Origin of the sequence: Pontibacter harenae (genome assembly GCF_020907245.1) — a bacterium.
Taxonomy (GTDB): domain Bacteria; phylum Bacteroidota; class Bacteroidia; order Cytophagales; family Hymenobacteraceae; genus Pontibacter; species Pontibacter harenae.
The window spans coordinates 24,806-41,148 of record NZ_JAJJWH010000012.1; the positions used below are offsets into that span (position 1 = coordinate 24,806).

Sequence of the window (16,343 nt, forward strand, 5' to 3'; positions counted from 1 at the left end):
GCTATTAGTAACCAGGGTTCTGAACCAAATTGGTATTAGCAATGATATCTGTTGACGGAATCGGGAACAGTCTATAGTTCTGGCTAACACCTCTACCTTCTTGCACGCCACCTTTCCAAGGCCACAGGTAAGCATCTGTTGTAAACCTACCGTAGCGAATCAGGTCAGTACGACGGAAGCCTTCCCAATACAACTCGCGACCTCTTTCCTCCAGCACAAAATCGAGCGTTATGCTGTTAACATTAGCAAATGTGTTGCCATAGGCCCTTGTTCGTAATGCGTTTATATAACCAACAGCTGTGTTTAAGTCTCCACCAGTGCCACCACGCAATACTGCTTCTGCATAAACTAAATACATCTCAGCTAAGCGCATCAGCGGAAAATCAGTAGACACGAACACACCAGCAGGCTGAGGCGTGGTACCAGTAGAAGTAATGTTCTTAAACTTGGTTACTTTCGGCCCGTCAGTAAAGGCACTCGGATCATCTATCTCCAGCTTATCGCCGTAGAACATGGCTCTTGTATCTGTAGCACCGCTGTAGTCAGGGAAAAGTAAAGGCAAGTTTTTAGTGCTGCGTAAACCGCCCCAGCCACCATTGGGCACACCAAAAGCTGCTGGATGCATTTCAGCATTAATGGCTGCATTAACAATATAGGTAGTTCCGCCATAGTTTTGCGTGTACACCCCATCGTAGTTAATTGGCAGAATTGTCTCGCTGTTATCAATGTTATTGTCGGCCAGGAACAGCTCTCTATAGTTTTCTTCCAGGCTATAACCAGACTCTATTACTTTGCTGGCATAGGTTATAGCATCAGAGTAACGTGCTTCACCCGTATAAACTTCCGCATTAAGGTAAAGCCTGGCAAGTAGTGCCCAAACAGCAGCTTGGTCGGCACGGCCATATTCGTTCTGGCGTGGTGCCACCATTTGCGGCTCTATGGCCAAAAGCTCTGACTCTAAGTAGTCGAACAATTCAGCCCTTGAGATCTGCGGTGGAATGTATTTCCCTATAGGATCGTTTTCTGTAACAAACGGAGGGTTACCGAATAAATCCATGGCTACCCAGTACTGGAAAGCACGCAAAAAACGAGCCTCCGCATGGTACTGCTGAATAGTTTCTGCTTCAGCCTCTGAAAAGCCTCTGCCATTTACACTACCCTCAGTAGACTCACGGATAAACTCATTAGCCATTGTGATCTGGTAGAAAATCCTGTTATACAGACCCGTCAACAAGATATTGCTGGAAGTCCAATTCAAATTTTGGAAGTCAGGCAATCCAGGATCATTCCAGATTGTGTGTGCTTCATCTGTTGGTAACTCCTGTGCATTCCAGTACAGGCGCAGGAAGTCGGAAGTACCAGCGTCTATACCTCCTAAGTCTGAGCTACCTGAACCAGCATTACCTGTTAGGGCAAAGGCACCATATACTTTGGCTAATACTTGTTTATAACCTTCCAAAGTACCATAAACAGTAACTGAGGTCGTAGCATTAGTTGGTGTTAGGTCTAGTTCAGTGTCGCAAGCAGTAAAGGTGCCTAAACATATGGTTGCCAGTACGGTTGCTTTTATAAAATATTTTCTCATTTCTGATTCTTTAATTAATAGTTTGGATTAGAAGCCCAGGTTTAAGCCAACCACAAAGGTTCTTGGTCTCAGGTAAAAGCTATGGTCGATGCCACTGCCAATTTCAGGGTCAACACCTGAATAATTTGTAACTGTGAACACATTTTGGCAGGTAAAGCTCAGGCGCAGATCAGTTGCATTAAACACACGGCCAGCATCATAACCCACTGTAAAGTTGTCCATGCGCAGGAACGAGGCATTCTCTATATAATAATCAGATTGGAACTGGTTATTAAAGAAGTTGGTGTTATAGATGCTTGTGCTGCTGTTGCCAAGGAATCCAGACGGGTTTAGTATGTTGCGTGTTACCCCTAAGTTAGAAGCAACGTTGTTGTACATGTAGTTACCCAGGTAAGCACGCACAATCGTACTAAAACTCCATTTCTTGTAATCTACCTGTGTGTTGAAGCCCATAGTTACCAGAGGAGCCGCTGCCTTATAACGGTACAGATCTTCATCGTTAATGACGCCATCGTTATTTAGGTCAGCATAAACACCTTCAATTGGGTTGCCATTCTCGTCGTACACTTGCTTGTATACATAAAAGGAATATGGCTGGAACCCTACAGAGTTGATCTGTATGCTCTGACCTGTTGCGCCTGCTATACCTCCTGTTAAATTACCCGCAAAAGTAGAGTCATCTGAAGCAGTCAGTTTTGTAATTTTGCTTCTGTTAGCGGTTAGGTTAACCCCAATGCTCCAGTTCAAATCCTCTTTATCTATTGCAACACCGTTCACACTGAACTCCAGGCCTTTGTTCTCGATGTTGCCTATGTTGGTAAGAAGCAGGTTGCTGAAGTTAGATCCTACAGGAACGGAAATAACACTTAAAAGGTCCTTTGTTCTCTTATAGTATACATCTAATGAACCGCTGATACGGTTATTCAGGAAACCATAGTCTAAGCCTGCGTTAGCGGTTGCGGTTTGCTCCCACTTAATGTTAGCATCGTAGGCAGACGGCGCATACATGTAATAGAAATCATTTCCTAGCTGATATTGCGAAGAAAGCACGCTTTGGTTGTAAACCGGCAGGTAAGAATAGTTAGCTATACCTTCCTGCTGCCCTGTAACACCATAACTTAAGCGCAGTTTCAGGTCAGAAAGCGTTTGCGAGGTATTCAGGAATGCTTCGTCGCTGATGCGCCAGGCAACAGAGGCTGAAGGAAATACGCCCCATCTGTTTTCTGGTGAAAATCTGGAAGAACCATCTGTACGAATGGTACCCGTAAAGATATACTTATCTTTTAAAGTATAAATTAAACGACCATAGTAAGACTTCAAGCGGTTTTGCGGAATATCAAATGGGAATACAGGCTCAGATCCTGGAATTGTATCTCCGATGGCACTAAAGCTGGCGTAGTTATAGTTTGTGGTTTTGTTGTCGTAGAAACCATAGCCAGCTGTTAAATTAATATTGCTGCTGATTGCCGAAAAGTCTTTAGCATAATTCAGGTAGAACTCAACTACTTTGTTATTTATACGCTGCAGGTATTTGTTATTTATACCTGATAAGCTTGGGTCAACATTGTAGCTTTGCGCAGCCTCTGCTGGCACATAAATAGTTCCTTGGCCTTTTGCTACATCGTAACCCAGGTTCAGGTTAGCGTGTAGTTCAGGCAGGAAGTGGAATTTATAGTCAATCTGGGCATTACCAAAGCTTCTCTGTACCTCACTGCGGTCATCTCTCAGTTCCAGCATTGAAACAGGGTTTCTTGATGCATTAGGGTTTGGCCGCACAACACTGTTTTCTTCATTTAACCACTCAAAATAACCACCAAACCTGTTTTCAGCACGCACTGGCTGCGTAGGGTCGAAAGCAACTGCAGCGCCAATGGCCCCCTGGTTTGCAAAACGGGCGTTTGTGATAGAGCCCTTCACGTTCAAATCAACTTTCAAGTGATCATCAAAAAACTGTGGCGTCAGGCTAATGGCACCAGACTTACGCTCAAACTCATCCGTACGCAGCACACCATCTTGGTTCAGATAGCCCAGCGACACACGATACGGAATATCTTTCAAAGCACCTGATACGCTTAGATTGTTGTCTGTACCCGTAGCAGTCTGATAGATTTCGTCCTGCCAATCGGTGTTCGCATCGCCTAACATGGCTACCTGCTCCTCAGTACCATTTTCATTTACATAAGTTCGGAACTGATCGGCATTCAACACATCTACCTTCTTATTAATGGTAGAAACAATGTACTTTGTGTTGAAATTTATACTCGGCTTGCCGCTTTGGCCTTTCTTAGTAGTAATAAGGATAACGCCATTAGATGCCCGCGAACCATAAATAGCCGTGGCAGACGCATCTTTCAAAACAGTCATAGACTCAATGTCGTTCGGGTTGATCAGGCTCAGCGGATTCGATGCCCCTGATATACCAGAACCAGAAAGTGGCACTCCGTCTACCACGATAAGAGGATCGTTACTTGCACTTAAGGATGCACCCCCACGAATGCGGATAGAGCTTCCAGAGCCTGGCTGTCCGCCGTTAGACGTAATCTGCACACCTGCCACCTTACCAGTAATTAGCTGCTCTGGCGTGTTAACGTTGCCCTTCTGAAAGTCTTCTGAGCTCACAGTAGCAACAGACCCCGAAACATCTTGCTGTTTCTGTGTACCATAACCAATCACCACCACTTCGTCCAGTGCTTTCGCATCTGTTCTAAGGGTTACATTAATAGTGGAGCGGTTGCTGATAGGCACTTCCTGTGCTAAGAAGCCTATGTAGGAGAAAACAAGTGTGCCTTCACCGTTCGGTACATTAATGGTATAGTTACCATTGATATCGGTGGGAGCGGCAGTTGTAGTTCCTTTAAGCAATACAGTAACACCAGGTAGCCCAATGCCGCTTTCATCCTTTACTGTTCCAGTTACAGCCAGGCCACTCTGTGCCATCACAGGCATAGCGAGTAGCAGAAATGAACAGATGAGAGAAACAACTAAGTTTGCTCTTGTCTGAGTCTGCACTCTGGTAAAAGAGTGATGCATATTGGAAGTATGCTGTAACCACTTAGATACAGTTTTCTTCATAAATTTTTGATTAAAGTAGTTAGGTATAACATTTAGTTTTGCGTGTAGTCTCATTGAGCAAATAAATAATGAGCGACCACACACTTACTTTTAACAAAATTCAACATAACACAAGGCAAAATAAACTTTCAAAATGAAAAAGTAGAAAATATATGCGCTACATCAATCTTAACATACTCATTATCAGTAAAAAAGGTATCGAGTTTAGCTAAAAAAAAGTAGACAAAATATAGCCCTTTTTCCACATGTAAAAACCTATATAGTACTATTAGTACCACATAAACCTATTGTTACTAAACCATAACAAAGCTTTAGTCATTAATTAGTGAGTAGCTATAAAGCAACGAGAGAAGAGATGTTTTACTGTTAAAAAAGATGAGTAACTAATCAATAGAATAGCTTTTCAAAAATACGCACATCCCTCAAACAATAGATGGCGCACAAGTCCAGCTTAATGAGTAGTTGCTCTCTGCTTTGGAAGACTGACACAGGCAACCATTCCCGACAGAAACACACGAAATAACTAGTATCTGTAACTATTCAATACGGCTGAGAAAACTGAAATATGAGGACGCACAAAACTGTGGCTATGCATAGCAGAGCTTTATGATAGTAGCATAACGGAGACTAGTGCCTCTAGCTATTTAACATTTAATTGGTTGTAAAGGGATGGTTAAAAGGCCTGAATTTCCATTACCTTCTTCTCAAATTCATCGTTAGGCAGAATTGACCTGTTCTTGACCCTCGTTTTGTAATTATAGATTGTACTGACGGAGTACTCCAGTATGTTCGCTATTTGTTCATGGTCGTGAATACCAATCCGAATAAGAGCGAAAATCCTCAGTTCAGTATTTAAAGAGTCCTGGTCTTTTAGCACAAACTTATCTTCTTCCTTAAAAAAAGAATTAAAGGTAGCCACGAAGTTAGGAAACAGCCGGAGGAAAACTTTATCGAAGCCTTCATACAAGTTCTCCCGCTCCTTTTTCAGGTTGATACTCTTCATTACATGGCCAATTTCATCGTACTTACGGGCCATCAGCTTCGTATCAATCGATTTCTTCAGCCGATCAATTTTATTTAGATACCCAGAGTACAGGCTAAAGGAGTAGCCGACATACTCTTCCTTGATCCTGTTAGCTTCAATTAAACTATGGTTAGTCTCGTTTAGAGTTTGATTCGCCTCAGTTACTGTTCTCTTGGCAGCTTTAAGCAGCCTGATCTGCCTAAAGATGATAAAAGCAAATGCCAGCACCAACACAGTAAGAATGGTTACGACAATGGCATAGGTAAACAAACTGCTCCGCTGTTGCTCTACTGTTGCCAGCCGCTCTCCTTCTATAATCGGCAAAATAGTAGATACATAGAGCTTACGCTGCTTTGCACCGTAGAAGTTTGCATCCTCCAACGCCTGCTTTATGTATTCGTATGCCCTGCTCTCTTCTTCGTTATGATACAGAAACTCAGCGAGTGTCATAAGTGCAACGCCTTCCTTCACGGCTGCTTTAACATCAGCGGTGGCAGCCCTTGCCATCCAATCAATTGCTTTATCTGTCTCTCCGTTTAGGTTATATATAGAGGAAAGCAGGGAGGCAGATTTAGCATATTCGTGGTAAGAAGGATTCAATTTATCTATAATCAGTTTAAAATCTTTTTCCGCCCTTTCTAAGTTTCCTTCACGCGGACCTTTCATACCTTTTAAGTAGTATAGGTGCCCTCTTAAGTAATAGTATTGCAGCGTATTTTTACTGCTGTAGGCCAAAGCCGAGTCCAGGGCATTGATACCTACGTTTAAGTAACGATCTGAATAATGGACATTTGAGTTGAATGAAGCCAGATCATGATAAGCCCTGAATTTAAGCATATAGTATTCTACCCTTATGCTATCGGGCATATTTTCTAAATTTACTGTACTTAACGAGTCAAAGGTTTCTTTATACATTCCTGAAGACAGCAACGTAAGCACTGTTTTCAGTTTGGCATAGGCCTTTCTGGTAGGATCGTCTAATTGCCAAGCTGTTTCCTGAAGCTTCAGTGCATAGGTAAAGGCCGAATCAAACTGGAAGGCACTGTATTCATTATACAGTTGGTTGTAAACATTATATTTTTCCAGAGGCGACTTAGCACCACTGTTCACAAGTCTTTGCTTTAGCTGCTCTATTCGGTCTTGTCTAGCTTCTACATAAACATCTTTGTTACCAATGGTTTGAGTAAGCTCATCTAGCAAGCTTTCGGACTGTGCCAAGCAAGCCACAATAGGTGCACAAAACAGAAACAGGAAGAGACACAATATCCCTTTATAATTCATATTTAGGATTCAATGGGCGAAATAACCCTTAAAGTTACATTTAACTTAAGCTCTTATCAAGCTTAACAACACCATGTACGTATAGTTTTTAAATACTGTAGAAGCTCGATACATAGATATATATTAAATTAAAATTACTCAGAGGCTGTGGAAAGAAAGAGTGTAGATAGGTTTTAAAATATCTAAGATCCTTTTGTTAAAAGGAGGGAATGGTTGATTGCTTACAGGAAGGTTTTTTTTGTCCTAAGATGTGCTATGTTACCATACTACTATCAAAGTATGGCGCAATCTAATTTCTCTGATGCATTTGATCTAATAAACAGTTAAGCACGGCAAGACCGACCAGGTGCTGTAAGTGTGCGGGAGTTGCCTAAAACACGTTTAGCAGCATTGTTGTTAGCTTTAAAGCGCCTCTGCAGTGCTACATTCAACTAAAGGGTAAAAAGCAACGCCCCAGGAAGCCTTGAAGTGAATTATTGCATCACCTCTCAATAAAGCTTTTTATTTCACGGATGAAACTCTCAAGATCACCAAATCTACTCCTCCAAAAAATTAAGCAGGTTCTACCAAACCTTACAACATTTGATTGCAAAATGTAAACAAATAAAAAAGCACTTACTTCGAATAAACGATGTAAGTGCTTAATTTTTAATGTGGGCCCACCTGGAATCGAACCAGGCACCTACTGATTATGAGTCAGCACCCTACCGTTTTTACCCGTTTATCTACTTTTATAAAACTTTATAATAGGCTCAATAAAGGCATTTTTGGATTCTATATTCATTGATGCAAATATTGCTATTTACATCAATTGTATGCAAATTGTATGTGCGAACCAATTATTTGCATACACCACATGGAGAACCCTGTAGCAACTAAAATCATTCTTGACACAAGACGAGCATTGAAGGATGGTACTTATCCTGTTAAGCTACGCCTTACACATCTACGCAAACAGAAGTATTATTTAGTTGGAGTTTCTTTGACTGAAGAAGCCTTTACCCGTACCCAAGGCGATAACCCAAGAGGTAACTACAAAACGTTGCAATTGAAATTTAATGGAGTTGAACAGAAAGCAAGAGGGGTGATAGATAAATTGGATGTTTTTACTTTCCCAAGCTTTGAAAGGCAATTTCTAAACTCTGTAAGTAAAGTTGATGTCTTCTCAGCGTTTGAAGATTACATCAACAGTATTAAAGAAGAAGGCCGTATAACAACAGCAATAAGCTACACAGATGCCCTTCGCTCCGTGAAAGCCTTTCACGGTAGAGCTAACCTACCGTTTGCAGAAGTAACCCCTGAGTTCTTGAAGCGGTACGAGAAATGGATGTTGTCAAGGAAAAGGTCAACTTCTACCATCGGTATGTACCTACGTCCTTTGAAAGCAGTATTCAATAGTGCTATAGCTGATGGTCTTGTGAATGAGAAACTATACCCATTTGGTAAACGAAACTTTGTCATTCCAACAAGCAGAAATGTAAATAGAGGTTTAACATTAGATGAAGTGAAAAAAATAGTTGAATACGAACCCGTGCATGACAGTGAAGCAAGGGCACGTGATTTATGGCTATTTTCATACCTCAGCAACGGTGCGAACATGATTGATATAGCTAACCTTAGATATTCAAATATTAGCACTGACTATATCACATTCATCAGAAGTAAGTCTAAGAATACAAAGAGGCAAAATTTAAAGCCTATAGTAGCTGTTCTAACAGAGTACTCTAAGGCTATAATAAAAAGATGGGGTAACAAGCCTGTAGAACCAAATATGTATGTGTTTCCTATCTTAGAAGATGGGCTTAGTGCAGAACAAGAGGTTTCCAAGGTGAAACAGGCAGTTAAGAATATTAATACATATATGAAGCGTATTGCAGGTCATGTAGGACTTGAGCATAATATAACAACTTATTGGGCAAGGCACTCATACAGCAATGTCCTTATGAACAAGAATATCAGCACGGAGTTTATTTCCAAAGCACTTGGTCACTCCAATAAGATAGTCACAGAAAATTACTTGGGTAACTTCGCTACAGAGGAACAGAAGAGAGTTGCAGCCTTGCTTACTTCATTCTGATACTTAACTATTAATCTGAAAAAGAACCACTTAGTATAAAAAACAAGTGGTTCTTTTTATTTTTTTCAGTTCTGCCGTTAGATTCCCTCTCTTTATGTGTTAAATAGGTGTAGGTAGTTCCTACTCCTTCCCTAAACACACAATTATACACTTTATTGCTAAAAATATGGAGAACCCATTTGCTACAATTGCGGTGCAGCTTCAGCGTGTAGAATCCATGCTGATAGAGATTAAGAGGCTACAGGCAAACACCACCAAAGGCAACACAGAACCCGAAGTTATGACCATACAGCAAGCAAGCGAGCTAACTAACTATGCTGTGCAAACACTGTATTGCAAAGTTTCAAAGCGAGAGATACCTTTTGTTAAAAAGGGTGGTAAGCTATGGTTTAACAGGCAAGCGTTGCTTAACTGGATGAATGAAGGCGCTCAGGGCACAATTGAGGAACAAACGAATAATTTAGTGTTAAACTGCTTCAAAAGAAAAAGGAGAGCGTAGCCAATGAACTAAAGTTTCTTCAATTCCCCCTCATAAATCCCCTTCCTTCTAATTTCTGGCACATTCTAACTTTGCTCTATGAGCATCAAGGGAAAATTGCGCCTAAGAATCTGCACGATAAACTATAAAAGCAATTTATAGGACTTTCCACAGCTAATTAGTCTCTCAAACTAATGAAGGGGATTCCTGTGCGTGTTCTGGTAGCCAGTGCAAGCACAGGGGTTAAAGAATTTCAACAAGAAGAGTGTTCAATAACAAGCATATATATCTATACTACTAAGGTTATATAGCTTGCATAAACTATTGATTTTCAATGGATAAATATATAATCAACATAGATAAACTCGTGATAAACCTAAGTGTTAATAATAGCTCTGTTTTAAGACAAGTATTAACAGGTGGTAAGATAATAACTGAAAAGATAACCCTATATGGAGAATACAACCCTATAGCAAGCAATAACAGAAACATTGTTAAAATATACCTTAACGGAGAGAAAGTAGGTACTGTGATGCACAATGCTAAAGCTTTTAAGCACAATAGCCGTGTACAGTTCTACTTCAGTAAGCCTAAGCTCTATAGTGGTAAGTGGTACAGAGCCTTTTCAAGACTCATGAAAGAGCTAAACTTGGAGTATGATGGTTTGCATTCAATTGAAATAGCTTATGACGCTACAGGCTTGCTAAAGCAGCTGAGAGAATGGTACAACCACTCCACACTCGTTGGGCAAAGTAGGTACAGACCCTTTGGGCGCAAAACCATAGTACCTTATACAAAATCCAATGATGGTATAGATACTTTTTACATGGGTGGTAGGATGCCTAAAACTGATGATGAAGCTACCTCTAATCCAGTGGTGGTAGAAGTAAAGGTGTATGACAAGCTCAAAGCTGCCAGAGATAAAGACGAACTATACTTTCTTGACTATTACGAGCAGAACGGGTTTAACCTTGATGAAGGTGTAGATAGATGCGAATTGTACCTCAGGGGCAGGAAGCTCAATAGAGTTATCACAGACTTGAAGATGCTTACCAGACAAGACGTATTGGTATCAATCCTGAAGGATTATGCAAGATATTACTTGCAATGGCGAGACCTTAAAAACTATCACTGGAACAATGGGAATAAGAAACATGAGGTTGTTGAGCTAATAGACTTTGACAAGCTAAAGGCATCAAAAATCCAGTTTAGACAAATTCCTGAGGTTAATAAGACCAAACTCAAGTCTAACAAGACAATGATTAGAACCCTCTACAGCGATTACATCTGCAAAGGCTACGAATTGCTAAGAGATACTTTAGTATTCTACATCTTGCAGAACAAGGAATTAAAAGTGTGGACACTCATTAGGTACAAGCAGTTTAACGTAGACTTTGAGAGAGCATGTGAGGATGGTGTACAGGAGAGGATTGATGAAATGGAAAAGATATTCTTATGTATTAGTAACGGGCTTGACCCATTTGAAAAGTAATGCAAAAAGGCATGCAAGGTTATCTTGTGTGCCTTTCTGTGTTTAAGATTTTATATGTTCTTTAACTTCGTTTATAGGCTTTTTATAGTTCCCTTAATATGTTCCAAAGGGCTTTAAAGGGTTTTAATTCTTAATTACAAGGTATAGTCATTTATGCGTTTCTATTGAACCAAACGGTAAAATCTGGCTATCTGTGTACGAAAAAGTGCTTAAACAGGGCTAAAAGCTATGATTTAATGCTAAAGGGCGGTGGGGAGTATCCCCGTGGGGGGTGAAAAGTAAAAAACATTGTTGTACACGGGGGAGGGCGTAAACGGAATTTTTATAATTTTTCATTTTTTTGAGATGATTCAACAAGGCATGAGTACTATACCTGTGTTTCCCCTGACGGCAAAGTTGTTCCAAATTGCTATTGAATCGCATGAAAAAGGCTTCAACTGATATAATTCAATTGAAGCCTTGGAAAGAAATAGTTAAAATTTCTTAATAATTCTCAACTTCATTAACAAAAGTAACTTGGTAATCTTGGGCACTTAACACAGTGTTGAACCCACCAACATTTTCTCCTTTATGCTTATTTATGCCAACGTATTCTAAGGACGCATCTTCGTACCGTTTGAATTTGAATACAGCATCATTCATCAGACTATCATTGAATACGCCTAAGCTCACTAAAAGCTCAAAATCCTTTTTAGTGAGTCCAGTTACTTTTTTAAATAACTCTGGCTCTAACTCAGTAATTACATCTTTTAGCGAATACTCTCTGTAGTCTGTTAGATACATGAAGACAGGTACACGAGTAGCAAACTTGATTAACTTGTCCTGTATCTGTTTACGGAGGCTTTTATACTCTTTTTCTTCGTCTGATAGTTCTTTCTTCTCAGCCTTGGTTAGCTGCTGTTCATTGGCTTCCTTCTTAGCTTTTTTTACCGCTTCAGATTTATTGATTATAGTCTCAATATCCTGATTTAAATTTCGGAAGCCTTCTATACTCATTAGAGCTTTCATTGCATCCTCATTATTCATGAGACGCTGTAGTGTGAAATTATCTACATTAACCAGAAGTGCACTTTCCCAACGCCTTGCCAAGAGAGTTGCTGTAGTTCCACTCATTGCCATGTCAAGAATTCCAGCAGCATCAATTTGCTTCATTGAGCTTCCATCGTAAGCTAAAACGGGCAAGAAATTGATGAACTCAGTAACTTTAGCTTCGGGATTTGATTCGTTGACATTTAATCTACAGCTATAGTCAGCAATCTGCCTAAGGGCTCTATCAGGAGCAAAATCAAAAACGTAGCATTCTTGTTTGATTATTTCTTCCTTATTAGGAGACCTACTATCAGGGTTATTTATCACCCAAGGTGTTTGCACACGGAATGCTGCTTGAAAATATGTTTCTGGACTTGAAGAATTACGCAACATAAATATTCCTGTCCATGGCTTCACAGATACACCTGTTGTCAGCTTACCACACGAGAGGGTTATTGTTTTAGATTTTAAAGGATTATCACTCATTGCCCTCTGCACAGGTTCTAAAGCATCAACACCTATACCTGCACTTGCTCCAGCAGCAACAACAACGGTGTAGTCATGATAGAATTTATTTTGCTCCTGAGCTATTAGGTTAGCCATTGCATGACATGAAGCTACAGTAGGTAGGAACCAGAATGTGTGATTCAAAACCTTTAAAAGTGGTGCATGTGAGAATGGTAATGGAGGCTTTTTGGCACCCATTTTTAAGAAGTCTTCAGTAGTCTCCTTGAAAGAACCTCTGATTAAGTCAAGCCACTTCTGAACTTCATCTTCATATTTGAATTTTGCGTTCTTTCCCTCTCCTTCAGCAGAAAAAAACACATTCAAATCAAACTCATTATATTCTCCTTTTAGAGCTATCTCTCTGATGGAGTCAGGTAACTGGTAAGTGAGCATCACCATCCTTGGTAAAGAGGCGTAAGGGTTGCATTTCTCCTGCCAACTCTCCTTAGCTCTTTGCTCGTCTGAATAAGTCCAGTTGAATATCTGTTCTTCTATGAACTCTCCAGAAGTTATAGCTCTAAAAGGAGTGCCAGATAAATATAAATAATGATTAGTTGTAATAGGTAGAATTTCTTCATCAAAATACTCTATGCCTTCTCCCTCACCAAACTCTAACTCTTTCTTATCTTCAGCTTCAAAAAGCTCCTTAGCATTTTCTCTCCAAGCTCCATAGTGGTATTCATCAAAAATTACGCAATCCCAATGAGTGGTATGTACCCACTCGTTTTTTGTTTTGATACCCCCTGTGCTTCTATTCCTGCCTAAATAATCCTGAAATGAACCGAAGCAAACTATGGGTTTATTAGGGTCTGCCATTTCAAATGGTAAACCTTTATTAGAGATAAATTGCCAGCCTTTGAAATCCACATGCGACTGAAGGTCTTCATCCCATGCACTTTGAACAGCAGGCTTGAATGTTAAAATGAGAATTTTTGACCAACCCATTTCTTTCGCAAGCTGGTAAGCTGTAAAGGTCTTGCCAAAGCGCATTTTGGCATTCCACAAGAAGTGTGGTGCCTTACTACCGTTTTCTAATTTATAGTTTTTAAAATATGATTCAGTTTTAAAGACAGCAGCTTGCTGCTCAGGACGCATGTTGAAAGTTTTAGTCCGATTCTCTTCATTTCTGTTACCACTTTTAATGGCAACAATAGCAGCCTTAATTTCTTTTAATCCACATTTAAACCATTCACCTTCGTGATTATGTACACCCTGCTTCTTAAGGTAGCGATGCACATCATGGTCGGTAAAAGAACTGCCATCATTCCGCATTGCTGATTCTTCAAGAACTATTTTATATTTTACAGCACTTGTCTTTAGTTGTTCAGCAACACGAATCTTTGCGTCTCTGTCAGTAAAACCAACTTTAAGCAGCCCCACATGGTCGGGCACGCCAATTAATTCATATGCATATATAGTAGGATTAGCATCTGGACGAGGTGGAAAAAATTCTTTTCTAATCATTTGAATCTTTATTTTCAGTTCCACCAATATCTTTAATCCTTGAGTCTATAAAACTCCATTCTTCTTCTGTTATACCCCATCTCTTTCTCAATATCTCGTCTGTATATGTCCCTTCATATTTCCCCAGGTGAGGTATAAATTGAAAGCTGTTTCGGGTTACATCTTGAGAAACAACACTTTGTAGTAACAAGAACCTGAAAATTTTTGAAAACAAATATGATTTGAATGAAACTACCTCGTTTAGGTCTTTTGATGCAAAGGCAACTAACCAAGACTCAGTACAGGCTTCACCAGGCTTAGCAATTCTTACATTACCTTCATAATAAAAGCCAACTGGCTTCGAGAAATCTGTTTGCCCAGCAATTGGCGCTCTTGGAATCAAGAGTTTATATTTATCCAAAAATTTATAGTTATCAGTTATTTCCTCAGGATTAACAAATAATAGTCCTTGCCTCTGAGTGAAATAACATGGTATACCCACTTTAGATGGTTTATGGTGCCCTCTAATACCAAAAGGTTTTGAAGGAGAAACAATTACATTCATATTGTGCTTTGCTCCTTCAATCTCTTTAACCTTGCGTATTATAGGAACAGCTTTACTATGACGTATCAATATGGAGAATTCATTCAAGGCTCTAACTGATTTGACTGCCTTACCTTCTATAAAATTTGTTACTTCACATAGGCCTTGACTGTCCCTTTCTCTCAAAAAGTAGCAGATGCCTCCTGCAACATCTACACCAGGGAAAACATCGTTTGAATTTTCATAATCAACAAGTTTCCTTATATGGCTGTCCTCCAACATTTCCCTTCTAAAATCATCAAGGCCTTTGCCTCCTGCATACCAGCGAGCAGGGATAATCATTGTTAAGTATCTTGGATTAAGCTTTTTTGCTTGCTCTACAAACTTATGATATATAGGACTTGCACTTCTCCCGTGGCCACCATCACTTAACTGATAGGGGGGATTACCGACAATAACATCAAACTTCATATCAAATATACTTTCAGGTTCGTCAGTGTGAATAAAATTATATGCATAAGTTTCTAATGCATCGTCACGGTCGTATACCTCTTGGCTTGCTCCACAATAAGCGCACTTGCCATTCTCCCAAAGGTGTTGCATGCGCTCATAATGAATGTTTCCTTGTTCATTGTCGAAAGCTTCGCATATAGAATATTTCCCATTAGCAGTTTTAGAACAGTAGACACTTCTGCGAGAGAGTAAGGACGTTAGTTCAGTAATCGCAATTGCATATAACTGCTTAGTAAAAACATGGTTTATACGCTCCTGTTTATCAGGTATCTTAGCTTCTAACCCCTTCATCAAACGCTTAGCAATTTCCCTTAAAAAGACACCTGACTTAGACACAGGGTCAAGAAATTTAACTTCAGGACTACTCCAAAGCTCTTTAGGAAGCAAGTCCAATATTTCATTTACTAAGTTTGGAGGTGTAAATACTTCATCGTTGCTCAAATTAGCAAGACAAGTAAGTACATCAGGGTTGTAACTCGTTTGTATCATATTCACCAAGTTTTAGAAAGTGTGTGAGTGGGTAATCCTTTATTGGCTCATTTATATAAGCAGGATTATTATCATCACTGAACAGCGTCATTTGATGACTTCTATCAAGAAGGAAAGAGAGCGAAAAGTCTCTACGTTTAATCATGCTACCATTGATAGCAGACCACTCAGAAAACACAATAGGAACAGCATTTGGACAGGGAGTCTTTAAGTTTAGTGCATCACCCCATAGTATATTTCTTTTAAGAATATACATAACGCTTCTTCTGCATTCATCTTTACACTTCTTCTTATAAAGATTAGTATATTGACTATTGAAGATTGAAAATAAACGCTCACGACAATCATCAACATTGTCTTGCAAGACGTCTACACCATATATGCTTGAAATTGCTATTACAGCATATCTTTCAAACTCTATTTGGCTTTTAGCATAGCGACTTGTAACTACTGCTAATTTTCTTTTTAAAACCTCCGCTAAGAAGTTCCCATCACCACAAGCAGGCTCCAAAAATCGAGAATCAATTCTTTCTGTCTCTTGCTTAACTAAATCAAGCATAGCGTTTACTTCACGCTCAGCTGTAAATACTTCTCCGTGGTCTGCTACTCTTTTCTTCGATTTAACCTGCTTAACAGCCTTGCTCTCCTGCTTCAACTCTATCACCTTTCTAACTTATCTAAATAACACTACAGCCTTGTCTGCTTCAAGGCTCAAACTGAGGCATTAAAATTACAGCTTTTAAACTACATATTAGCAGCCAAGGCAGTACAGGAACGCTTTAAATATTGAACAAACAATATACAGAAAA

The 16,343-nt window shown here is 39.7% G+C and carries 9 protein-coding genes and 1 tRNA gene; 3 read left to right on the forward strand and 7 right to left on the reverse strand.

The genetic code is table 11. The annotated features are described in order from the left end of the window. Positions 1-4 precede the first annotated feature (4 nt). The 4 genes from LN893_RS08400 to LN893_RS08415 all read right to left on the reverse strand — a co-directional run bounded on the left by LN893_RS08400 (position 5) and on the right by LN893_RS08415 (position 7,681). Positions 5-1,585 carry a RagB/SusD family nutrient uptake outer membrane protein gene (locus LN893_RS08400; RefSeq protein ID WP_229969367.1) on the reverse strand — a complete coding sequence of 527 codons (1,581 nt, stop codon included), beginning with the start codon at positions 1,583-1,585 and terminating at the stop codon, positions 5-7. 27 nt (positions 1,586-1,612) lie between these two features. Next, on the reverse strand, positions 1,613-4,657 hold the full coding sequence (locus tag LN893_RS08405) for a SusC/RagA family TonB-linked outer membrane protein (RefSeq protein WP_229969368.1): 3,045 nt from the start codon (positions 4,655-4,657) through the stop codon (positions 1,613-1,615). 673 nt (positions 4,658-5,330) lie between these two features. Further along, positions 5,331-6,899: a SusR family glycan utilization regulator gene (susR, locus tag LN893_RS08410; protein WP_229969369.1), complete on the reverse strand. Its 1,569-nt coding sequence runs from the start codon at positions 6,897-6,899 to the stop codon at positions 5,331-5,333. A 717-nt stretch (positions 6,900-7,616) separates the two neighbouring features. Next, positions 7,617-7,681: transfer RNA gene (locus LN893_RS08415), tRNA-Ser, on the reverse strand. A gap of 137 nt (positions 7,682-7,818) precedes the next feature. Between LN893_RS08415 and LN893_RS08420 the strand changes: the two genes are divergently transcribed. From LN893_RS08420 to LN893_RS08430, 3 genes are all read left to right on the forward strand, one after another. Next, on the forward strand, positions 7,819-9,039 hold the full coding sequence (locus LN893_RS08420; RefSeq protein WP_229969370.1) for a site-specific integrase: 1,221 nt from the start codon (positions 7,819-7,821) through the stop codon (positions 9,037-9,039). A 166-nt stretch (positions 9,040-9,205) separates the two neighbouring features. Next, a complete protein-coding gene (locus LN893_RS08425; RefSeq protein ID WP_229969371.1) occupies positions 9,206-9,538 on the forward strand; it encodes a helix-turn-helix domain-containing protein in 333 nt (110 codons plus the stop codon). 313 nt (positions 9,539-9,851) lie between these two features. Then, positions 9,852-11,009, forward strand: a complete 1,158-nt coding sequence (locus LN893_RS08430; protein ID WP_229969372.1) for a hypothetical protein — start codon at positions 9,852-9,854, stop codon at positions 11,007-11,009. Between the two features lie 483 nt (positions 11,010-11,492). Here the strand turns inward: LN893_RS08430 and LN893_RS08435 are convergent, their stop codons facing one another. From LN893_RS08435 to LN893_RS08445, 3 genes are read right to left on the reverse strand one after another with little or no spacing between them, the layout of a single operon-like run. Beyond that, positions 11,493-14,009 carry a DEAD/DEAH box helicase family protein gene (locus LN893_RS08435; RefSeq protein WP_229969373.1) on the reverse strand — a complete coding sequence of 839 codons (2,517 nt, stop codon included), beginning with the start codon at positions 14,007-14,009 and terminating at the stop codon, positions 11,493-11,495. Next, positions 14,002-15,534: an Eco57I restriction-modification methylase domain-containing protein gene (locus LN893_RS08440; protein WP_229969374.1), complete on the reverse strand. Its 1,533-nt coding sequence runs from the start codon at positions 15,532-15,534 to the stop codon at positions 14,002-14,004. The genes LN893_RS08435 and LN893_RS08440 overlap by 8 nt, the downstream gene beginning before the upstream one ends. Beyond that, a complete protein-coding gene (locus LN893_RS08445; protein WP_229969375.1) occupies positions 15,509-16,198 on the reverse strand; it encodes an SAM-dependent DNA methyltransferase in 690 nt (229 codons plus the stop codon). Before LN893_RS08445 ends, LN893_RS08440 begins: the two co-directional genes overlap by 26 nt. Positions 16,199-16,343 lie beyond the last annotated feature (145 nt).

Excerpts from the sequence above, each read along its gene's own strand:
- LN893_RS08430 (WP_229969372.1), top strand. The coding sequence starts at position 9,852 with ATGGATAAATATATAATCAACATAGATAAACTCGTGATAAACCTAAGT.
- LN893_RS08440 (WP_229969374.1), bottom strand. The coding sequence starts at position 15,534 with ATGATACAAACGAGTTACAACCCTGATGTACTTACTTGTCTTGCTAAT.
- LN893_RS08435 (WP_229969373.1), bottom strand. The coding sequence starts at position 14,009 with ATGATTAGAAAAGAATTTTTTCCACCTCGTCCAGATGCTAATCCTACT.
- LN893_RS08420 (WP_229969370.1), top strand. The coding sequence starts at position 7,819 with ATGGAGAACCCTGTAGCAACTAAAATCATTCTTGACACAAGACGAGCA.
- LN893_RS08425 (WP_229969371.1), top strand. The coding sequence starts at position 9,206 with ATGGAGAACCCATTTGCTACAATTGCGGTGCAGCTTCAGCGTGTAGAA.
- LN893_RS08405 (WP_229969368.1), bottom strand. The coding sequence starts at position 4,657 with ATGAAGAAAACTGTATCTAAGTGGTTACAGCATACTTCCAATATGCAT.
- LN893_RS08400 (WP_229969367.1), bottom strand. The coding sequence starts at position 1,585 with ATGAGAAAATATTTTATAAAAGCAACCGTACTGGCAACCATATGTTTA.